We start from the raw sequence: 22174 nt of genomic DNA, 5'->3' as shown, positions 1-22174 counted from the left end.
TAATGAGAGAAGTTGTCATTGTAAGTGCTGTACGTACACCTGTGGGTTCTTTTTTAGGTGCCTTAGGACAAATATCAGCCGCAGAATTAGGTGCAATTGCCATCGCAGAAGCGATGAAAAGAGCAGCGATTACCCCTGATCAGGTTGATGAGGTTATTATGGGCAACGTGCTACAAGGTGCTCTTGGACAAAATCCAGCTCGTCAGGCGTCGATGAAAGCTGGAATTCCTCAGGAAACTCCATCCTGGACACTGAATAAAGTGTGCGGATCTGGAATTAAATCTGTCGTTTGTGCTGCTCAGGCCATTATAGCCGGAGATGCTGATATTATAATAGCAGGTGGGATGGAAAGCATGTCTCTATCGCCATATGCTCTTCCCAAAGCTCGTACAGGTTATCGAATGGGCAATGGTAGCTTAATCGATACGATGGTTAATGACGGATTAACCGACGCCATGCATAATATTCATATGGGCATAACGGCTGAAAATATTGCAGAACAGTTTGGTATTTCCCGAGAAGAACAAGACCAGTATGCGGTGTCTAGTCAAAATCGTGCGGAGGCCGCCATCAAAGCCGGAACGTTTAATGAGGAAATTGTACCCGTGTCCATTCCGCAACGCAAAGGCGATCCCATCGTTGTCTCTCAGGACGAATTTCCACGTTTTGGTGCAACCTATGATGCTCTTGCTAAACTTAGAGGTGCATTTAAAAAGGATGGAACCGTCACGGCTGGAAATGCCTCGGGGATTAATGACGGGGCTGCTGCCGTAGTCGTTATGGCAAAAGAGAAAGCTGTTGAACTAGGCTTGACCCCTCTTGCAACTATCACCTCATGGGGATCGGCAGGTGTGGATCCGCTCATTATGGGAACCGGTCCCATTCCTGCAAGCCGTAAAGCGTTAAAAAAAGCCGGACTAACAATTGAAGATATCGATCTAGTCGAAGCAAACGAAGCATTTGCTTCTCAAACGTTAAGAGTTGCTAAAGAGTTACAACTCGATATGGCAAAGACGAATGTGAATGGTGGCGCGATTGCTATCGGCCATCCAGTGGGTGCTTCTGGTACTCGTATTCTCGTGACCTTATTGCACGAAATGAAACGGAAAAATGCCCATCGTGGCTTGGCCACACTCTGTATCGGTGGAGGACAAGGGATCGCCATGATTGTAGAACGATAATAAATCGTAATAAATCAGGGCATTAATTACTAATAGTGTGTATGGATATGAAGGGAGTCTCTGCTTGCGGGGCCCCTTCTTTCGCATATCTATGGACAATCTTAAAGGCAACGGTTAGAATTGGAAAAAGGAAGAGAATGCTTTCTACTGATTGGCCTTGTGACGTTAATTGAATATCCGGCAGATGGTTGGAAATGTCGAATGACTTAGATACTTACGCGGACAGGAATGTCTTTTTCATTGAGACTAGGAGTTGGTAAGATGAAGGCTACTGACATTATGTGTAAGATAAATCCACTGAAAATATTCTCTAATATTAAAGAAGCAAATGATATTTTTCAAAAGAGTGATACAGATTTTGTCCCAGTTATTGATGAAGAAGGAAAATACGTAGGCATAGTTTCAAAGGACTCTTTGCTGAAAGAAGTCCTAAGTGGTTTAACTCATAATGACAGTATAAAGAGTTGCCTTACTCAACACATGCCTAGTGTAAGGTCTGACATCGAATTAGAAATAATACCTATGTCTAGTAGTGGTGCAGTGGTGTTAGATTGTGATGACCAAGTTATAGGTATCATTAGAAATATTGATTTTATGCGTGCTTTACAGTCAGGCATTGATGACCTCCAAGATCGTATGCATGCTGTTATTGAATCTGCCCATAATGGAATATTGGCAGTTGACTTGAGTGGAACAATTATTCTAGCCAATCGCGTTGTTGCCGAGATCCTTGAAATTCCAGTAAATCATCTGATGGGTCACGTAGTAACTGAATATATTCCGTACTCATTAATGCCAAACATTTTAACATCGGGACAATCTCTTTACGGTGAAAAAGTTGTACTTAATACGACACCGGTTCTAGCAAATTATTCTCCCGTTGAAAAAAACGGTATTATTACAGGCGCTGTCTGTGTGTTTCAGGACTTATCGAGTATGGACGCTATTCACAGTGAACTCGATTCTGTAAAAAAGCTTATAAGAGAATTAGAATCTATTATAAATTCATCTTATGACGGTATGTATATCACCGATGGCAAATGCCTTACGCTTAATTGCAACGAAGCCTATCAGCGAATTACAGGAATTTCTGCTAGTGAAGTCGTAGGAAAAACAATGCATGAATTAGTTAAACAAGGAGTATTCGACAATTCGGTATCTATTCTGGTAATGGAAAAAAGAAAGAGTATTACCATTACCCAAACTATAAAGAAGACCAATAAACAAGTTTTGGTAACTGGCAATCCAATATTTGACGAAGACGGTGACTTATTTCGAATAGTAACCAATGTGCGTGATGTAACAGAACTTTATAATCTGCAAAATCAACTTCGGAAATCAAAAGAACAAACATTACTATACAAAACGGAATTAAGACATTTGCGTTCTCAACAGGCCGAGGATACTGGGATTATTTATCGAAGCTTATGTATGAGCAAGATTATAGAATTGAGTTTAAAACTAGCTAACGTCGATTCCACTGTATTAATTACCGGGGAATCAGGCACCGGAAAAGAATTGTTTGCAAAACTAATTCACAAACATGGGAAAGGTATCAATAAACCATTTATTAAGATTAATTGTGCAGCAATACCGGAACAGCTTTTAGAATCGGAACTGTTCGGGTATGATCCTGGGGCCTTTACGGGCGCAAAAAAAGAAGGAAAACCTGGTCTGTTTGAATTAGCTCACAACGGTACTCTATTTCTTGACGAGGTAGCTGAAATGCCGCTTCTTCTCCAGTCCAAGCTCTTGAGGGTACTTCAAGAGAGACAAATAGTAAGAGTTGGTGGAACAATACCGTTTGATATTAATGTAAGAATAATCGCTGCCACAAACCGTGACCTGCCTAAGATGGTTAACGAGGGTAATTTCCGGGGAGATCTATATTATCGTCTAATGGTTGTACCCATTGAGCTACCGCCTTTGAGGGAGAGGCAAGAGGATATTCCACTCTTGGTAAAATATTTCGTTGATAAGTTAAATAGTCGCTATGGTCACAAATACCATGTTTCAGCTCAACTGCTCAATGCATTAGCCGATTATCCTTGGCCTGGAAATATTCGTGAATTGGCAAACATCATTGAACGATTAGTAATTACGACAAATGAAGATGAGTTATCTGTAGATTTGTTACCAGAAACGATATATAAGAAAGAACTACTTCCGGGATATAGTTCACAGCTTCAAGATGCGGTTGCCCAAGCCGAAGCATATCTTATTTCCGAGACTTATAAAGAATGGAAATCATGGACTAAAGTAGCTGAAATACTCGGAGTGAACAAAAGTACCATATATCGTAAAGCTTTAAAACACGGCTTACTAAAATAGCTCGTCGCAATATTGCAACTCAGTTGTAATATTGCGACGAGCTATTTTAGTAAGCGCATAATTGAATTCAGAAAATTTAGAATGCAATTATGCGACAACTATATCTGAGATTAATTCTAAAAGCCTTATATTATAGGACTTTTTTATTTGGCATCATTATTGCAATATTCTAGAAATATAACCCAAAAATCATTATATAGGCCAAAGGAGGTTTTAATTAAGGATTCATTATCAAGTCCTAATGCCTTATCTGTTGATTATCAAACTTCTCTCAACCTAGGAAGAAAGTGAGTTTCTTGAAAAACAAATTTAAACATAATGGAGGAAGCGAAAATGAAAGTATATGTTCTCAATAATGGATGGCTGGAATGTGATGAGAACTGGATGGTTGCTCAGTCAGTGCTCGGTTCATTGAGTAATAAGACACCCCAAGTTAATTGGATAAAGATACCTGTATACGCGGTCTTAATTGATCATCCCCAAGGTAAAATATTATACGACTTAGGGTGTCACCCAGATGCAATGAAGGGATATTGGCCAGCCGGGCTGCAAGGTGTTTTCCCTTACTATTTCGAAGAATCACAAAGCTTTGTTTCACAACTTGCTCTGACTGGAACAAAACCGGAAGATATCAAAACGGTAGTATTATCTCATCTCCATCTGGATCACGCAGGCCATCTGCACCTATTTGAACATGCAGATGTTTACGTTCACCAAAAGGATTTTGAATATGGGCAAACCCTCGTTCACCTAAGTCCTGACCCAGCAAACCATGGTGCTTATGTAAAGGCTGATCTAGAAGTACCGGTGAAACAATATCATCTTATTGACAAAGATATTGAACTGGTCACTGGGGTCGAGCTTATTACTTTGCCGGGGCATACACCGGGGATATTAGGTTTGGTAGTCCATCTGAAAAATGAAGGAACCCTGATTTTCCCCCAAGATGCCGTGTATGATCACCGGAATTATGGACCTCCAGCCAAAGGGTCAGGTATAGTATACGACAGCATAGCATTTTTCGATTCAATCGAAAAGGTACGTAATTATGCAAAAAAATACAATGCTAAAGTTATGTTCTCCCATGATATGGATTTCTTCAAGACTATGAAACTTGCACCTGAGTTTTATGAATAATAATAAATTTTAAAAGGAGCTACAAGTTTATGAAAACTGCAGAGCAATATGAAGTGAGTTTACGTGGACTTAATTTCAAGGTTTATCTACAGGGTGAGTTGGTGGAGAATCCAGTGGATCACCCAATTATTAGACCGTCGATGAATTCTGTGAAAATGACGTATAAATTGGCAGAAGAACCTCAATATGCAAATCTCATGACGGCGACATCTAATCTTACGGGCAAGACCGTAAATCGTTTTTGTCATCTGCACCAAAGCACAGATGATCTTGTAAAAAAAGTAAAAATGCAACGGTTATTGGGGCAAAAGACTGCTGCTTGCTTCCAACGTTGTGTAGGTATGGATGCAATCAATGCTGTTGACAGTGTTACTTTTGAAATGGACAAAAAGCTTGGGACTACTTATCATAAACGGTTTACTAAATTTCTCTTGCAAATGCAAGAAGAAGATTGGACAGTCGATGGAGCCATGACTGATCCTAAAGGTGACCGTGGTTTATCACCAAGCAAACAAATTGATCCTGATTTATATGTACATGTTGTGGAAAAAAGAGAAGACGGTATTATAGTTTGTGGTGCTAAAGCCCATCAAACAGGCGCTCTTAACTCTCACATGATATTGGTTATGCCAACGATCGCCATGGTTAAAGAAGATGCGGATTATGCTGTTTCCTTCGTGGCTCCAGCAGATGCAGAAGGCATAACCTATATTTATGGACGCCAATCTTGTGATACCCGCAAACTAGAAGGCGGAGATATCGATGTTGGAAATAAACAGTTTGGTGGACACGAAGCGCTGATGGTATTTGATCATGTGTTTATTCCTTGGGAAAATGTCCTTATGTGCGGTGAATATGAATTTAGTGGCGCATTGGTAGAACGTTTTGCAGGATATCATCGTCAAAGTTATGGTGGCTGTAAGGTTGGAGTAGGCGACGTCTTAATTGGTGCAGCTGCACTTGCGGCTGACTATAATGGTGCAGCTAAAGCCTCCCATGTCAAAGATAAGCTCATTGAAATGATGCATCTCAATGAAACCTTATATGCTTGCGGGGTTGCCTGCTCAGCGGAAGGTCATCAAACTGCGTCGGGTAACTATATTATTGACCTCTTACTGGCTAACGTCTGCAAACAAAATGTTACTCGGTTTCCCTACGAAATTGCCCGTTTGGCCGAAGATATTGCCGGTGGACTAATGGTCACTTTGCCTTCTGAACAAGATCTTCGTCACCCAGAAATAGGAGAAGTAGTTAAAAAATACTTCTGTGGTGTAGGTGGAGTACCTACTGAGCATCGTATGCGTATTTTGCGTTTGATTGAAAACATTACCTTAGGTACTGCGGCTGTTGGTTACCGGACTGAATCTATGCATGGAGCAGGTTCGCCACAAGCCCAGCGCATTATGATATCTCGCCAGGGTAATCTTGAACAGAAAAAAGAACTGGCCAAAGCCATTGCAGGGATAGCCACGAAGTAGATCAACTCTCGACTGAGCATTAGCAATTCTTTGAAGGGGTCGACAGTAGAAACTATGCTTGATAAACGTGTAAGCATTAATTTTTGTGGTGGATGTAATCCGTGGATTAATAGAGGGAAAGTTGCTGACGAAGTGAAAGAGCTTCTAATATCGTATGGTTACCTTATATCTTTTAACAGTATTGACGTAAATGTTGTCATTAATTTAAGCGGATGTATGTCAAACTGTGCCCAAAAATATAGCAAGAATGATATTCATAGCGTCGTCGTTGCTGCTTTTACAGTAGATACTTTGATAGTAGACGAAAGTGAAATGGTAGCTGAAATTGTAAACAGAGTGAGGAATTATTATGAACAACTGGAAAGTTAAATACCTAGAAAGGATTGTAACCCCAAAACAGGCTGTCATGCACATTAAATCTGGTGATCGGGTTGTTATTGGGCATGCCTGTGGAGAACCGCCTTCCTTGATTGAGGCATTAGTCAGTAGGGCAGCCGATCTTATTGCAGTTGAAATTGTCCACATGGTGGCTATGGGCCCTGCAAAATACGCCCAACTTGGAATGGAAAAGAGTTTTCGGCATAATGCGTTTTTCATTGGGGCTTCAACTCGCAAAGCCTTTGAAGAGAAGAGGGCGGATTTTACCCCTTGTTTTTTTTCCGAAATTCCTCGGTTGTTTAAAAACAAGATACTACAGGTCGACGTTGTACTGATTCAGATAACTCCCCCTGATGAGCAAGGATATTGTAGTTTTGGGATTTCTGTTGATTATACTCAGGCTGCCACAGAGTGTGCAAAGCTTGTCATTGCTCAGGTCAATAGTTATATGCCGAGAACAGGTGGCGCTAAAATCCATCTGGACGAAATTGACTTCATTGTGGAAAAGGACGAACCATTAATTGAACTAAATCCGCCTAAAATCGGAGAAGTTGAAAAGGCCATCGGAGAAAACGTAGCAAAGTTAGTTCAAGATGGTGCTACTCTTCAGTTAGGGATAGGAGCTATACCGGATGCAGTCTTGTTATTCTTAAAGGAAAAGAAAGATCTGGGAATTCATTCGGAGATGTTTTCTGACGGTGTTGTAGCATTGGCAGAGTCAGGAGTTATTACTAATCGGAAGAAAACTTTGAATCCAGGTAAGTTTATCGCAACTTTTCTAATGGGAACACGAAAACTATATGACTTTGTGGATAAGAATCCTTCCGTTGAGCTTCATCCAGTCGATTATGTTAATGATCCTTATGTTATAGGGCAACACGAAAAAATGATATCAATTAATTCTGCCTTACAAGTGGATTTGATGGGGCAAGTAAACGCGGAAATGATTGGGTCAAGGCAATTTAGTGCTGTTGGAGGGCAAGTTGACTATGTCCGTGGAACAAGCCGTTCACTAAACGGTAAATCCATTATCGCCTTGCCGTCTACGGCCGCAGGTGGCAAGATTTCACGTATTACTAGTGAGCTAGACCGGGGGGCTGCGGTGACGACATCTCGTTATGATGTTCATTACATCGTTACCGAGTATGGTGCTGCTAATTTAAGAGGTAAAAATCTTCGTCAGCGAGCTGAGGCTTTAATAAGTATCGCTCATCCAGATTTTCGAGTTAGTTTGATTAACGAAGCTCAAGAAAAAGGAATTCTCTAAAAAACAAGGTCTTTAACCTTACTAGAAATGAAGCGAAAAATGCCCATCGTGGATTGGCTACCCTGTGCCTTGGAAGAGGTCAAGGGATTGTCATGATTGTAGAACGATAGAAGCTTGGAGGCCTTAGTGGGCAAATGATCACATAGTGGAGATAATTTTAATAGATAAAAGGTGGATAGATTTAATAATCTATCCACCTTTATTTTCAGATATAGACTAGTCTATGCGCTAAATTACGTAAGGTAATCAGACACTTTACATCTCCTTACTATTTTAATGGAGAAACGGATCGAAACTTGATAGGCTTCATTTCTGGACAATCCTTCATTTAATCGTTAGAATTGGTAAGAAGGGAAACGATGCGTATGTTTAGAGAGTTTTAGAGAAGATAGAGGATGGGTGAAATGGGCAAAAAGATTGACCAGCGGATTCCACCAAGGCAACCAGCCTGGAATATTTGGCAAGGATTGTTGCTGATCTCGCTTGTGACGTTAGTTGAATATTCGCTCGGATGGTTGGAAACACCGAATGACTTAGATTCATTGCGCGGGATTCTCTACTTCATAGGAGTAGGCTTAGGGGATGTTCTCGTCTACTTCTGTGTTATTTGGATATTTCTCCGCCTGATACGACGACCGTTTTCTGACCTAGGCTTTGTCAAGCCACTCAAACGCTATGTTGTATTAGGATTTGTAGTCGGAATCTTATTGTTTGTCGGTATTGGTCTTTTAGGAAACCTTTTGACGCACATATTTGGAACCCCAGCACCGCAAAGTTTTACTGTAGCGGTAAAAGGGGTAGACTATCAATGGCAATTTGCGCTTCTTGCCCTATTAGGTGGAGTGGTAGCCCCAATTAAGGAAGAGATGATTTTTCGTGGCTTGATTTATCCGCCACTGCGTCACGCACTGGGACGAGGCAAAGGCATGCTTCTAACGGGACTGTTTTTTGCGACCTTACATTTTGATATTGTTCGCTTTTTACCCTTATTAATTGGAGGGGTAGTACTGGCCTGGTTGTACGAGCGATCTGAGAGTATTTGGCCTGCTGTCGTAGCTCACGGAACTTGGAATATGTTAATGGCCGCTGCTTTATGGATTCAGAGATTTTTGTAGGAGAAGGAGAAACTAAATGAACGATAAAAGATTAGATAACAATCCCACGGACGAGAAGCTAACGGTAGAATGTCTTCGGCTCATCTCAGATGGCTCAGGTGTCGGGTATTTGAACGGCATCGCGACGTTCGTGCCAGGGCTTCTGCCTGGCGAAATTGGAGAAGTCGAGGTATATGAAGCTAAAAAGAAATGGCAAAGGGCCCGGCTTCTGAGAGTTATCAAGCGTTCGCCTGAGCGCATCGCTGCCCCTTGTTCGGTCTTTGAAGAGTGCGGGGGATGCCAACTGCAGCATACGACTTACGAAGAGACCCTTGTGTGGAAACAACGCTGGGTAGAAGATGCACTCTCGAGAATTGGAAAAATAAGCGTTGAGGTCAAGCCCATTCATGGAATGGCTAGCCCATGGTGTTATCGCAATAAGGCGAGCCTACACCGTGAACCAACTGGTAAACTAGGCTATTATAAGGGAAAATCAAAGGAACTTGTCCATTTCTCAGAGTGTCTTCTGTTAAGTGAGCGGATGAATCGTTGGATTCGACTAGCTGAAGAATTTCTAACCGATAGTTTTGCAGAAATACACACCTTATCGTTTCGGGAGAACACAAAAGGAGAAGGACTTTTACTTTTAGAAGGGCCACCAACTAAAGCTTTGTCCGCCGAAGATAATCCGGAATTCTTCGAGGCGTTATTTAAGGAAGGCGTGCGCTCTGTTTGGGGAACCGATTCGGAAGGTAATTTAGCGCTGATATGGGGAGAGGAAAGATTTAGTCAAACGATTCTAGACATGACCTTTGAGGTCTCTCCGTTATCGTTTTTGCAAGTAAATTCGCTTCAGACGGACGTTCTATACTCTCATGTCTTGGATGGGGCGGCTTTGACAGGAGAAGAAATCGTCTGGGACCTTTATTCTGGAATAGGGACGCTTGCTTTAGCTTTAGCCTCAAAGGCCCAAAAGGTGACTGGTATCGAGGAAAATCCGTATGCAGTGGATAATGCCATCCAAAATGCAGTCAACAATAATGCTGTCGGACATGTTGAATTTCTCATGGGAAAAGTCGAGTCAAGAATGACGAAGATCGATGAGGAGCCTGATGTCGTTGTCTTAGATCCGCCTAGATCAGGGATGCATCCGGCCGTCGTGCAACGCTTACTTGAACTGAAACCCCAGCGTATCATCTATGTGTCTTGTGACCCAGGGACTCTGGCCCGGGATCTCGGTGTCTTAACTCAGGGAGGCTACGCGGTTGAAAGTGTGCAACCAGTGGATATGTTCCCGTGGACGATGCATACAGAATGTTGCTGCTTGCTTGAACATGCATAAAGGCTGATGTATAAAGGGGTTGAGGCATATTTATAGCAACTGCAAGTCGTCTACCATTGAGGAGATAAAAAAGATGATATACGAGAAAAGAGCGAGAATGATGGGTTATAGATAGATTATGAGTGCAGCCGGTTGGCAGTGGCTATATTGATTGCATCTGCCCCATGTAAACGGTCAAAACCTTTATTGACGTTTACTATATGGGCAGGGTTCATAAGGAAGCAACTACCGAATACCAAAAAATAAGATAGACGGCCAACAGACGGGGAATATATGCGAGAGAGAAGATGCTGAGGGATAAAGCATCTTTTCTTTTGTCATTTTAATACTTTTTATAACCTGCTATTGACATTTCCAAGACCTCATACTAAACTGTGATTACAGTGCATGCACACAATAAAAATGGGGTGGTCCAGTATTGAACATAATCATAGTAAATTCTGCGGAAGTGCCAATCTACGAGCAGATTATGAATCAAATTAAAGCTGCTATTTTGTCCGGCGAACTAAAAGAGGGCGATGTTTTGCCGTCTGTTAGGGGCTTGGCGAAGGATTTGAATGTAAGCGTTATTACTACAAGGAAAGCGTATGACGGCTTGGAAGCAGAAGGATTTACTATCAATATGATGGGAAAAGGCTCCTTTGTCGCCCCGCAGAATATGGAACTTTTACGGGAAACTCGATTGGTGGAAATTGAAAAAAAACTGGTGGACATTATTGAGTATGCAAAGCCCGTTGGAATTTTGGGCAAAGACTTGAAAAAAATTATAGATGAATTAGGCCGGGAGGAATAAAGTTTGGATACGGTTCTGGAAATTCACAACCTTTGCAAAAGCTATCATGATTTCAGCTTGCAGAATATAAATATGTCACTGGAAAAGGGAACGCTGACCGGCTTCGTAGGGCCTAACGGCGCAGGAAAAACGACGACAATTAAGAGCATACTGAACATTATTAAGCCGGATGATGGAAAAATCACGGTTATGGGTATGGACAGCATTATCAATGACTTAGAAATAAAATCCTTGCTTGGCATTGTCCTTGATGATGGTCATTTTTATGAGGATATGACCTTGAAGAAAATGAAAAGTTTGATTGCGCCTATGTACCCCACCTGGAATGATCGTGCTTATCAGACTTATATAAAAAAGTTTGAACTGCCGGAGAATAAAAAAATCAAAGATTTATCCAGAGGAATGAGAATGAAGTACGCGCTTGTGTTTGCTCTTTCGCATGACGCAGAACTTTTTATTTTGGATGAGCCGACATCCGGCCTTGACCCTTTGGTGAGAAACGAGCTGATAGAGATACTCAAAGACATTGTATTTGAGGACAACAAAACCGTTTTGATGTCAACACACATCACTTCCGACCTTGATAAAATAGCGGATTATCTGTTTTTCATATTCGACGGTAAAATTATCCTGCAAGGGCAAAAGGACGAGATAAAAGATCAACACGCTATTGTAAAAGGCGATACTGGGGCATTATTACCGGATTATGAAAGCTACTTTGTCGGTATAAACCAATCCGCTTATGGCTTTGAAGGATTGACGGATAATAAAGCCGCGCTTAAAAAGGTACTGCCTGACAAAACGGCTTATGAAGTTCCCTCAATAGAGGATATCATGCTCTACTATATAAGGAGGCACAATAATGGGCTCAAACTTTCTTAATTTCACAAAAATGCAGATTTCAGCACTAAGCCAAATTGTTTGGTTACAGCTTCTTTGTATTGCCTTATATCCGATGTTTTTCAATCGAATTAACATAAATAATGATTTGGCCAATGTTCTTATTTACGCTGCGGGACTTTTAATGTTGTCTTATTTAATTCTGCGAAATTTTATGTTCAATGACGCAAAATACAAAACGAAATTGCTGTTCAGCATTTTACCTGTTTCGCCTACTGCAATCATAGGGGCAAGGGGTATTATTATCTACCTTTGTTGTTTAATCGCCACGCCCCTATTAGTTTTGTTTTCCGGCATAACACATGCGATAAAGCCGGAAATGTTTGCGATTGTGCAAATACATATTCTGCCTTATGGCTTCCTGTTGGTAGCCACTTTTATGCCAATAGAGTTCTTGATATTTTATATGTTTGAAACACAAAAAGCGGATATAATCGGTGCGCTTGCGATTTTCCCGTATATGGGCCTTATGGCTCTTTTTTATAACTATTTGATAAATAGTACTCTTTGGATCGTTGTGTTTATTATTGCAGTTTTCATAAATGTGTTTTGTTACAGGCTTTCCACACGACTATATAAAAATAGATAAAGGGTTAGATAGCAGACGTACTGTTCAACTTCGGGCCAACTTGGCCCGAAGTTCGGTATGCCCAACAGCATTACCGTCAAGGCGGGTCAAAGGGTTGTCCGGAGCAAGTGATTGCCAAATGCGGAAACTCCGGGTATACCAGTCAGCCTCACATTCACTTTCATTTAAACGACTGCGAAAGCTTTTTTGCCTCCGCCGGTCTGCCAATCCGATTCGTAGATGTATGGGTAAAAGATAACGATAATTTTTCTCCCGTGGGATATATCGTTAAGGAGCGATTTGTGCAAAACAGTCAGTTTTAAGGTCAGGAAAAGGAAAAGGAAAAGGATTGAACTGATCTCCGCCAAGGGGATACCAGATGGTTACGACATCTTTTTTGTATCCTCAAGGCACGTTGAGACGATAATTCTGATGACGTATTGTGGTTCTAAGGGCAAATGAGACGAGATTACCACAATATATAGTGGTTTTCAAGCAGAAAATAAGCAAAAACAGGGCCGAAAAGGTATGTTTCTTGGTCCTGTTTTTGAGGAATTTTAATAGATGACATCGGGCATTTTTGATTATGAATAGAGGGTAGCATCCACTGAACGGAGTAATTATAATATAGATGGAGTTTATAACCGCCTAATAAATTTAAATATTACGAAAGGAAATAAGAGATATGAGCAATACACTGATTGTTTATTATTCACTTTTCCAAAACACAAAGAATTTAGCATTAGAAATAGCAAAACAGACTGGTGGTGCTATAAGAAAATGCCGGCGGAACTGGGGAAGGGATCGGCCCGTCAATGGAAGGATGTTGTGGAGGCTGTGTCCGAGGAGATGATTGAAAATTGCCGGTTTTGAGGTCTGGCTAATCTAGCTTAGTCCATCTCAAAACCGGCAATTTTTAAACTGGAGACTGTGAAATTCCTCGCCGCAAGCCATTACGGCCTTGGCAATTATAAGTCAGGGCCAGATTCTCCTCGATGGTCATATCTGGGGCAGTGCTCTTTATTGGGTCCTGAAACAGACGCCCGATCATGGCGGCGCGTTTGTGTTCGGCCAAATAGGTGATGTTCTCCTCTTGACGGTACCAAAGCATATGAAGATGGCGATGTAAGGTCCCATGTCAAGTCTAACCCAGAGTGGCTCACGTTGGTTCTTAATTTTTCTTTATTTCTACTGTCTACTTAAGGGGGTATAGTTCATGACAGGGGGCAGTTCATTTCTGACGGTCTGGCTTTTTGCTTCTTTTTGGATTATATTTGCTATCGTAGGAGGATGTAAGGGGAAAATGTAGAAAGTAAGACGGAGATAGTACTGAGGGTCTTCGAAAACTCTCTTCCTTAGGTTTCCTTTTTGAATCGGAAAATATCATCTTAGAGGGAGGAGACAGCAAGGAAAGTCGATTTGTTAATTACCATTTTGCGGGATCTTCACACCAAAAGAGTAGTGTAAATCAGTCAATGAGATATGCAGTAGATATTGTTCAGCTCAATAAGGTAGGGAGCTTTGCAAACCGATACGACCAATGAATGGAGGGGGCGAATGTCCAGAATTGAAGAGATAATTTCTCAAGAGAAAGATAAACTATACATTCACGAATATGCTTTTATGAAATCCAATACAGTAATCTTTTCGGATGAGGTAAGAATGTTATGCAACAAAAACGTCTGTGGCATGTATGGCACTTCGTGGGCGTGTCCTCCTGCTGTTGGAAGTGTTGAAGAGTGTAAAAATAGATGTAATGATTTTGAAAATGCTTTTATGTTTACTTCATTAGCAAAACTTAAAAAGAAGTATGATGTTGCTGAATGGCGTGAAACCCGTCTATTACATGAATCAATCACCGAGAAAGTAGCTCGGATTTTCAGAGATGAATTCAAAGAAAGCCTCACACTATCTACTGAAGGATGTAACCTATGCGAAAAATGTACTTATCCTGAAAAACCATGTAGATTTCCGAACCGCATGTTTCCTGCCACTGAGAGTTTTGGGATTATGGTTATTCAACAAGCACCTCTCTGCAATATCAAATACAACAACGGCACCAATGCCATAACTTATTTTAGTATGATATTTTTCTAAGAATATAGCATCAAAGACACTAAATAATGAAAGGGAGTCCTCCTGTGAGCAATAAACATATTAATTATCCCAAAATCGGAGTAATATCTCTTGCACATACGCTTAATGATCTCTATAGCAACTACCTTCCCCAGTTGCTCCCGTTTTTAGTTGTAATGACTCCCGGTTTTACAGCGACCAGAGCGGCCATTTTAATTTCTGCCTTTACCATAACTTCTTCCTTCACACAACCTTTCTTTGGTTATTTTTTGGACCGAAAAGGTAAACGTTGGCTCCTATATGTAGGGACATTATGGATGGGGAGTATGCTTAGCTTAACGGGAATTGTCCATAACTATGGACTTCTGGTAACGCTGGCCGCACTGGCAGGTTTAGGCACTGCTGTATTTCATCCTCAAGCAGCCACCATGGTAAATGACTTAAGTGGTAACAATAAAGCCGTTGTACTTTCTGGATTCGTAGCTTTCGGTAACGTTGGTTTTGCTTTGGGACCACTTTTGTTAATCCCTTTATTTCAACTGTATGGTTTACGCGCTACAATTGTGACTGTGATTCCTGGAATTATGGTAGCCTTATTACTGCTTCTTTTTGCGCCGCGTAATCATGTTTCACCGGGTACTAGGCCAGAACTATCGCAGGTAATATATTCCTTAAAGTCTGCATCTCGTGAACTTATCGCCATAATTGGTGTAATTGCTGTCCGTTCCTTAGCTTATACTGGAATGTTAACAATGCTTCCACTTTACTTTAAGTCTAAGGATTTATCTAACATCGCCGCGAGTCACCTATTAACAATTATGCTTTTTTCGGGAGCAATTGGCGGGGTCCTAGGTGGTTTCATATCTGATCGATATGGGCGTAAGCGTTTAATTGTTGGATCCCTAATTATTTCCTCACCTTTATTTTTTGCTTTCTTTTATACACGCGGTACGTTGAGTACAATCTTCCTCGGCCTTGCTGGGGCAACATTGCTTTCCAGCTTTGCAGTTACTGTTGTAGCTGCTCAAGAGGCCATCCCTAATAATAAAGCACTCGCCGCAGGTCTCACAATGGGATTTGCCGGAGGGATAGGTGGTCTAGCCGTAATTCTAATTGGCCGAATCGCTGATATTTGGGGTATATCGTCAGCCGTTTTCGTTCTTTTCCTACTTCCGATTTTTGCAGGTCTGATAGGCTTGTTATTTCTAAAAAGCCGTCCGACCTCTCACAGTCAACGTATAGCTGCAGCGTAGGTAAAATAAATTGAAGTGAATTCGTCGCCCGCCCATTCCCAGATGAAGAAGGGTATACCGGTTTGATAAAGAAGAACTGAAGCGGTTAAGTGATTTGCTGGGGGGGCTCAATTTGCTGTATTAATAATTAACCCGAACTAATAATTTAAGAAATTAAGTACAATGTGATTGAAATCTACTGGATTTTCCACATTAGGAAAGTGACCGCAATCTTTCATCGTCACTTTCTTGGAGTGATTGATCTTCTCATGAATGTACTCTCCTATCTTGAGGATAATTTCGCTATCCTTATCAGCAGAAATGATCAAGACCGGGAGCTGAATCTCTCCCAGTCGTTCGTAAGAAGAAGGCTTCAACTCGGTCTCCCACATAGGATTCCAGCGAATAAAATTAGTTGACTCTTTGACTATTTCAATCACCTTGTCTCTTGCATCTGCCTTGTTCGGAGATGGAAAACAGTATTCATAAAAAGGATTGGAAATATACTTTTGTATCGCAGTTTCAGGCCCTTCGGATTGTCCCGTTACATATATATTCACCATTTCAGAAATAAAATTGGACGGATAGGGATACCCATTCAAAGCAGGGCAAACCAAGACTATGTCTTTTACCATTGCTGGATATTGTAGTGCAAAATCAATCGCAAGAGCTCCTCCAGCAGAGGATCCTATTAAAGTAATTTTTCTTAGTGCTAAAGCATCCATTAATGATTTAAGATCTTCCAAATGTGAAAAAGTATCTATGGGGATATCGGATTTTCCATGCCCTCTTTTATCAAAACAGATCACTTTATACTTGCTCGCTAAAGAATCAATTTGGTAGTCCCAAATACGGTGATCGCCAAAGGGTCCACCATGAATAAGAACTAGTGGCTCGCCTTCTCCTTTGACGGAATAAAAAAACGAGTGTTATTGATTGTTAGATAATCCTTAGCATCTAACATAATAAATACCTCCCTTGCAATTTTAGAATCGTATAGACCATTAATTTTCAGCTGTGTGTCATTAACTTTCAAGTTCTAATTACTAATTAATACACTTCTACATAAACATTCCAATTCCTTTTCCGGAAAATACTTTTAGTTACTGGAGAGGGATGCAATGACCGTTCGAAGAATTCCCACTCCTAGCTCCTTTTAAAGCCGAGATCGACCGACTCAGTACAGCGAAAGAGAATTAGATGCGCATGGCTTGCAGTGATATAATGAGTAAGTGTTGTTTAAAAATTAATAGAGGAAGTGTTTGATGTTCAAAAAGAAAAGTTATGGTTGCTCTAACCCAAAAGGAAAATGCCGTAATTCGAACGGCCTGTTAAGAAAACTAAGAATGATACAAAACACGATTGAAGGACAGAATGTTTGTATCGAGCGATAAAATATGGAGGTGTATTTATGGGTGAATTCGAAAATGCTGGAAAGTTAGGCTTAAGAGACAAAGAAACAAATAAAGTTCTCGCTGTGTATCCCTATAAGGCTGAGGGGACAGATGCGGAAATCAATAAAATCGTCAGGGACTGGTATTATCAGCAAAATTGCGCAGCTGAAGATCAACTGTTAACGGCCTATGTCGATATTTTGACAGAACAAGAAATCGTATCACGCAAAAAATTTAAAGGGTGATTGTATATGATGGACGAAAACAAACTTGCTAAGATTAAAATATTAAAAAATGGGCCGTATCTTGTCACAGGAAATGTACCTTTGGCGGAGAGGATCATAGTTCCTAAGGGTAAAATCTATCAATATAGGAAGGGGCGTGAATTTCCCCAGGCTGAAGAATATGCCCTATGCCGATGTGGTCAAACAAAGAATGCGCCCTTTTGTGACGGCTCTCATGAAAAAGTTGGTTTTATCGGAGTTGAGAAAGCATCAAGGGATACGTTTGAAGAACGGGCTGAAATGATTGAGGGTCCGGATCTCGACCTTCTAGATGATAATCGATGTGCCTTAGCTCGTTTCTGTCACAGGGAAGACGGAAATGTATGGGGGCTTACCGAAAACTCGTATAATCCGAACTATAGAGCAGAGGCAATTATTGCAGCCTCTGAGTGTCCAGCAGGAAGATTAGTTGCCTATGACAAAGCGGGAAAACCGATTGAACCTAAGTATGAACCTGCCATAGATATACTTCAGGATTCTGAAAAAGAAGTCAGTGGCCCAATTTTTGTTAAAGGAAATATCCCTATTGAATCTTCAGACGGGTATATTTATGAAATAAGAAATCGAGTTACGCTTTGTCGCTGTGGCAAATCAAGAAATAGTCCATTTTGCGATGCGACACACATTTCAATAAAATTCGTAGATAAGTAAGATTGATGTATTAATTGTTATATTTCTGAAGTCCGGGATGAATTGATTTGGGCATTGAATTCAAAAACATGCTTCCTCAAATTATACGAATTAATACAAAAGAGATTCGTCAGTTAACTGGATTTCCTGCGAAATATGAAAATAGACATAGAGCTGAAACTTCATGGTTGACACATTAGGGGAATATACGATAACATATTATCAATTGAATATTGGAAAATAAAGGTGCACGTACTACAAGTACGGCTTAAAAAGGGAAGCAGGTTAAAGTCCTGCACGGTCCCGCCACTGTAATGGGGAGATGTTTCACACAAGGCCACTGGTATATACCGGGAAGGCGTGAAGCAATTAATGAACCAAAGTCAGAAGACCTGCCTTTATTCATGAACTAACAACTCTACGAGCGATAGGGGGGTTCTTATTAAGTATTGTATTATAGGGAAATACATAGTCTCTTGGCGCTCGTCGTCGAGGGACTTTTTTTATTGCGATTAGCTAAAGCATGAAATTAGGAGGTAATTTAACCGATGATCACGGAAATTATTAAACGAAACGGGAGACTTGAGGGTTTCAAGCAAGAGAAAATCGTGCATGCAATTTTTAAAGCCGCCACAGCTTGTGGAGGATCGGACTATGAGCGTGCAGAGGAAATAGGCAGACAGATTGTCGATGTATTAAAAAGGGAGTTTAGAGACGGTCAACCGGACGTCGAATCGATCCAAGATATCGTCGAAAAAGTCCTGATCGAAAACGGACACGCCAAAACAGCCAAAGCTTTCATCCTTTACCGTCAGAAACGGAAAAGCACCCGTGAAATGGATGCTCTCATTGGGGCTACAATAGAAATGTTCTCCGATTATTTAGGAGATAGGGACTGGCAAGTTTCTGAAAATGCGAACACCCAAAAAAGTATCAATGGTTTAAACAATTACATTCGAGAAGTGTTTACCAAAAAGTATTGGCTTTATGAAATCTATCCTCAGGAAGTTCGAGAGGCTCATGTGAGTGGAGACTGCCATATCCATGACCTAGGCTTTTTTGGACCTTATTGTGCAGGCTGGGACTTAAGACAGCTTCTGCTTGACGGCTTCGGAGGAGTACCTGGCAAGGTAGAAAGCGCTCCCGCCAAACATTTGCGATCGTTCCTAGGGCAAATCGTTAATTCTACCTTTACGACACAAGGTGAAACTGCCGGAGCACAGGCTTGGTCAAGTTTTGACACCTTTTGTGCGCCGTTTATACGGAATGACCAATTGACGTTTACCCAAGTCAAACAGTGCTTGCAAGAATTTGTGTTTAACATCAATGTCCCCACGAGGGTCGGATTTCAGTGCCCCTTTTCCAACCTTACGTTTGACATCAAGGTGCCTTCTACGTTGAGAGATGAGCAGGTGATCATGGGCGGAACCTATACGGAGGATAAATATGGAGAGTTTCAGGAAGAATTGGATCTGTTCAACTTGGCGTTCTGTGAGGTGATGCTAGAAGGGGATTCCAAGGGAAGAGTGTTTACATTTCCGATCCCTACCCTGAATATTACTCAAGACTTTGATTGGGAAAGTCCTGTCGTGGACGCCTTTATGAGAATTACTTGTAAGTATGGAATACCTTATTTCGCCAATTATGTAAACTCAGATCTGTCTCCCGAAGATGCCGTCTCTATGTGCTGTAGGTTAAGGCTGGATACTGGCGAACTGAGAAAAAGGGGTGGGGGGTTATTCGGAAGCAATCCTCTCACCGGATCTATCGGGGTATTTACCATTAACCTGCCCAGAATAGCGTATCTCTCCGAGACAACTCAGGAATTTATAGAACGTCTGAGACAAATGGCTGAAATCGGGCGTACGGCCTTGGAAATCAAGCGGAAAATTATTGAGCAGCAGTCAGCGAGGGGACTGTATCCCTATTCCTGTAATTATTTGAGACATGCAAAGGAACGGACTGGGCATTATTGGCACAATCATTTCAGTACGATCGGGATCGTCGGCATGCATGAGGCGTTACTGAATTTCATGGGGAAAGGAATCGAAACAGAAGACGGTCGCGAGTTCTCGGTGACTGTCATGAACTATTTGCGAGAGCTATTGCTTAAATTCCAACATGAGACCGGAAACGTCTACAATTTAGAGGCGACCCCAGCAGAGGGAACATCATACCGTCTGGCAATGCTTGATACGAAGAGGTATGACTCTATTATTACGGCTAGTGATGAAGTTCCCTATTATTCTAACTCAACCCAACTTCCGGTTGGGTATACGGATGATATTTTTGAGGTTTTAAAGCTACAGGACGAACTGCAGTCTCTCTACACAGGGGGAACAGTTCAGCACCTCTATCTGGGAGAAGCGGTTGAGGATATCAGTGTTTGCAAGCGACTGATTCAGAAAATATTTAACAAACACAAAATCCCCTACATCTCCATTACACCAACCTTTAGTATCTGCGACTCTCACGGATACCTCAGCGGAGAACATTTCAATTGCCCTGAATGTGGTGCCGAGGCCGAAGTCTGGTCCAGAGTGACAGGTTACCTTAGACCAGTAAAGAACTATAATATTGGCAAGAAAGAAGAATACGCCCAGAGGAAAAAATTCGTAATCCCAGAGGTGATTCGATGAATATTGGCGGATTTGTGAAGACCTCCTTTGTGGATTATCCAGGTAAGATTGCGTCTGTAGTTTTTACGCAGGGTTGTAATTGCAGATGTGGTTATTGCCACAACGTCGGTCTGCTAGAGATTAAGAAGACTTTCAACAACATTCGGCCTGAGAAAATTTTCGAATTCCTTGCCAAAAGAAAGGGAATGATCGATGCAATAGTGATAAGCGGAGGAGAACCTACATTGCAAGAACATCTCCACATTTTTATCAAAGAATTAAAAGAAATGAGTTTTCTCGTAAAGCTTGACACAAACGGTACAAATCCAGAGAAATTGAGAGCGTTGATTGATGATCAGTTGCTGGATTTCATCGCCATGGATTTAAAGGCTCCCCTGAGCAAATATGAGCAGGTCACAGAGATAAGAGGTCTGGAATTATCGACAATTCGGGAAAGTGTGGAAGTCATTAAATCTAGCGGACTTGCCCATGAGTTCAGGACAACACTATGCCCTGAACTTGAAGCAGATGATATACCTAGTATTATGTTGGATTTTGAAATTGCTTCGAACTATGTCGTGCAGAACTGTAAAAGTACGGATCTCAAAAAAGTATCTGGGAACAAGCAGGATCTGCAGAGAATATCTCAGTGGTTTGATAAGAATTTGTCCTTCTCTTTTCGAGGGTTTGGAGTCCGCTGAGCAATGAGATTCTGATTAATAATCTTATAGTAGGGAGAAATAAGCATGCAACAAGGGCTCATCCATATTTATACTGGTGCAGGGAAAGGGAAGACGACTGCAGCAATCGGGTTGGGGATCAGGGCGTATGGACAGGGACTTAAGGTTCTCATGGTTCAATTTCTAAAGGGATGGACTACTGGAGAGATGAAAATTATCGCCAGTTTAGGACCGTGCTTTCAACTATTTAGTAAGAAAGAAAATGACAAATTCAGTTGGGGAATGACAGAGGAAGAAATGAAAAGTATATCGGGAGAGATGCGGATTGGTTTGAACTATACTATTGAGGCCGTCAAGAGCGGGGAATGGGATTTGATCATCATGGACGAGATTATGGCTGCGGTGAATTGCGGGTACCTGCCTCTGAAGGAAGTAGTCGAGCTTGTTAAGACCAAGCCATTAGAACTAGAACTAGTACTCACCGGGAGGGATGCTCCAGCAAGGCTGATCGAGTTAGCAGATTATGTCTCGGAAATAACTGCCCGCAAACATCCCATGAACCAGGGCATCATGGCGCGAGAGGGAATAGAGTATTAAGCGCGAACTCACTTGGCTCAATGATTCGGTGGGGATTTAAACATTCTCCCCACTGACCTTCTTTTTCACTTTCTATTTTCAGTCTGATAAAGCTCCCATTAAGGTAGACAGATTAAATAATAAAATCTGTCTACCCTTAATGGGAGCTTTTTCATGTCTAAAAGAAGAAAATATACAGCAGTTGCATATTTTCT

Annotated in this window: 19 protein-coding genes, 1 pseudogene and 1 riboswitch; of the genes and pseudogenes, 18 read left to right on the top strand and 2 right to left on the bottom strand. The window is 41.3% G+C overall.

The features are described 5' to 3' along the window. The first annotated feature begins 2 nt into the window (after positions 1–2). The 11 genes from E4K67_RS05780 (at position 3) to E4K67_RS05730 (ending at position 12490) form a co-directional block, all read left to right on the top strand. Positions 3–1181, top strand: a complete 1179-nt coding sequence (locus tag E4K67_RS05780; RefSeq protein WP_135545470.1) for an acetyl-CoA C-acetyltransferase — start codon at positions 3–5, stop codon at positions 1179–1181. A 261-nt stretch (positions 1182–1442) separates the two neighbouring features. Further along, the gene (locus E4K67_RS05775; protein ID WP_158408400.1) at positions 1443–3512 is read left to right on the top strand and encodes a sigma-54-dependent Fis family transcriptional regulator; all 2070 of its coding nucleotides are present in this window, start codon (positions 1443–1445) and stop codon (positions 3510–3512) included. A 333-nt stretch (positions 3513–3845) separates the two neighbouring features. Further along, positions 3846–4649: an N-acyl homoserine lactonase family protein gene (locus E4K67_RS05770; protein ID WP_135545468.1), complete on the top strand. Its 804-nt coding sequence runs from the start codon at positions 3846–3848 to the stop codon at positions 4647–4649. Between the two features lie 29 nt (positions 4650–4678). Beyond that, positions 4679–6127: a 4-hydroxyphenylacetate 3-hydroxylase family protein gene (locus E4K67_RS05765; protein WP_135545467.1), complete on the top strand. Its 1449-nt coding sequence runs from the start codon at positions 4679–4681 to the stop codon at positions 6125–6127. A 54-nt stretch (positions 6128–6181) separates the two neighbouring features. Continuing rightward, the gene (locus E4K67_RS05760) at positions 6182–6496 is read left to right on the top strand and encodes a hypothetical protein (RefSeq protein ID WP_135545901.1); all 315 of its coding nucleotides are present in this window, start codon (positions 6182–6184) and stop codon (positions 6494–6496) included. Further along, entirely contained in the window at positions 6477–7772 is a 1296-nt protein-coding gene (locus tag E4K67_RS05755) for an acetyl-CoA hydrolase/transferase family protein (RefSeq protein ID WP_135545466.1), read from the top strand. The genes E4K67_RS05760 and E4K67_RS05755 overlap by 20 nt, the downstream gene beginning before the upstream one ends. A gap of 404 nt (positions 7773–8176) precedes the next feature. Then, positions 8177–8887 carry a CPBP family intramembrane glutamic endopeptidase gene (locus tag E4K67_RS05750; protein WP_135545900.1) on the top strand — a complete coding sequence of 237 codons (711 nt, stop codon included), beginning with the start codon at positions 8177–8179 and terminating at the stop codon, positions 8885–8887. A 16-nt stretch (positions 8888–8903) separates the two neighbouring features. Next, positions 8904–10208 carry a 23S rRNA (uracil(1939)-C(5))-methyltransferase RlmD gene (rlmD, locus tag E4K67_RS05745; protein ID WP_135545465.1) on the top strand — a complete coding sequence of 435 codons (1305 nt, stop codon included), beginning with the start codon at positions 8904–8906 and terminating at the stop codon, positions 10206–10208. Positions 10209–10626: 418 nt separating this feature from the next. Continuing rightward, entirely contained in the window at positions 10627–11001 is a 375-nt protein-coding gene (locus tag E4K67_RS05740) for a GntR family transcriptional regulator (protein WP_135545464.1), read from the top strand. A 3-nt stretch (positions 11002–11004) separates the two neighbouring features. Next, positions 11005–11883: an ABC transporter ATP-binding protein gene (locus E4K67_RS05735; protein WP_135545463.1), complete on the top strand. Its 879-nt coding sequence runs from the start codon at positions 11005–11007 to the stop codon at positions 11881–11883. Beyond that, positions 11864–12490 (top strand): ABC-2 transporter permease, encoded by a 627-nt coding sequence (locus tag E4K67_RS05730; RefSeq protein WP_243454340.1) that lies wholly within the window; start codon positions 11864–11866, stop codon positions 12488–12490. Before E4K67_RS05735 ends, E4K67_RS05730 begins: the two co-directional genes overlap by 20 nt. Before the next feature lie 898 nt (positions 12491–13388). Here E4K67_RS05730 and E4K67_RS30500 read toward each other — a convergent pair. Further along, positions 13389–13571, bottom strand: a pseudogene (locus E4K67_RS30500) (ABC transporter ATP-binding protein); the annotation flags it as partial. A 455-nt stretch (positions 13572–14026) separates the two neighbouring features. On the opposite strand from E4K67_RS30500, the gene E4K67_RS05715 reads away from it, so the two are divergent. Both E4K67_RS05715 and E4K67_RS05710 read left to right on the top strand, forming a co-directional pair. Further along, positions 14027–14566, top strand: a complete 540-nt coding sequence (locus tag E4K67_RS05715) for a DUF2284 domain-containing protein (protein WP_135545462.1) — start codon at positions 14027–14029, stop codon at positions 14564–14566. A gap of 26 nt (positions 14567–14592) precedes the next feature. Then, entirely contained in the window at positions 14593–15798 is a 1206-nt protein-coding gene (locus tag E4K67_RS05710; RefSeq protein ID WP_135545461.1) for an MFS transporter, read from the top strand. Between the two features lie 137 nt (positions 15799–15935). Here the strand turns inward: E4K67_RS05710 and E4K67_RS05705 are convergent, their stop codons facing one another. After that, a complete protein-coding gene (locus tag E4K67_RS05705; protein ID WP_135545460.1) occupies positions 15936–16658 on the bottom strand; it encodes an alpha/beta fold hydrolase in 723 nt (240 codons plus the stop codon). Between the two features lie 530 nt (positions 16659–17188). Between E4K67_RS05705 and E4K67_RS05700 the strand changes: the two genes are divergently transcribed. The 5 genes from E4K67_RS05700 (at position 17189) to E4K67_RS05680 (ending at position 21980) form a co-directional block, all read left to right on the top strand. Continuing rightward, complete coding sequence (locus tag E4K67_RS05700; protein ID WP_135545459.1) at positions 17189–17416, top strand: hypothetical protein; 228 nt, start codon at positions 17189–17191, stop codon at positions 17414–17416. 6 nt (positions 17417–17422) lie between these two features. Then, the gene (locus tag E4K67_RS05695; protein WP_135545458.1) at positions 17423–18106 is read left to right on the top strand and encodes a CDGSH iron-sulfur domain-containing protein; all 684 of its coding nucleotides are present in this window, start codon (positions 17423–17425) and stop codon (positions 18104–18106) included. A gap of 206 nt (positions 18107–18312) precedes the next feature. Continuing rightward, a riboswitch (cobalamin riboswitch) is annotated at positions 18313–18499 on the top strand. 134 nt (positions 18500–18633) lie between these two features. Next, complete coding sequence (locus E4K67_RS05690; protein ID WP_135545457.1) at positions 18634–20724, top strand: ribonucleoside triphosphate reductase; 2091 nt, start codon at positions 18634–18636, stop codon at positions 20722–20724. Continuing rightward, on the top strand, positions 20721–21404 hold the full coding sequence (locus E4K67_RS05685) for an anaerobic ribonucleoside-triphosphate reductase activating protein (protein ID WP_135545456.1): 684 nt from the start codon (positions 20721–20723) through the stop codon (positions 21402–21404). Before E4K67_RS05690 ends, E4K67_RS05685 begins: the two co-directional genes overlap by 4 nt. A gap of 45 nt (positions 21405–21449) precedes the next feature. Continuing rightward, the gene (locus E4K67_RS05680) at positions 21450–21980 is read left to right on the top strand and encodes a cob(I)yrinic acid a,c-diamide adenosyltransferase (RefSeq protein ID WP_135545455.1); all 531 of its coding nucleotides are present in this window, start codon (positions 21450–21452) and stop codon (positions 21978–21980) included. Positions 21981–22174 lie beyond the last annotated feature (194 nt).

The sequence above is a fragment of the Desulfosporosinus fructosivorans genome (assembly GCF_004766045.1).
In the GTDB taxonomy this organism is placed as follows: domain Bacteria; phylum Bacillota; class Desulfitobacteriia; order Desulfitobacteriales; family Desulfitobacteriaceae; genus Desulfosporosinus; species Desulfosporosinus fructosivorans.
The sequence above is the reverse complement of the archived record's forward strand: the minus strand, read 5'-3'. Positions and strand labels throughout refer to the sequence as shown.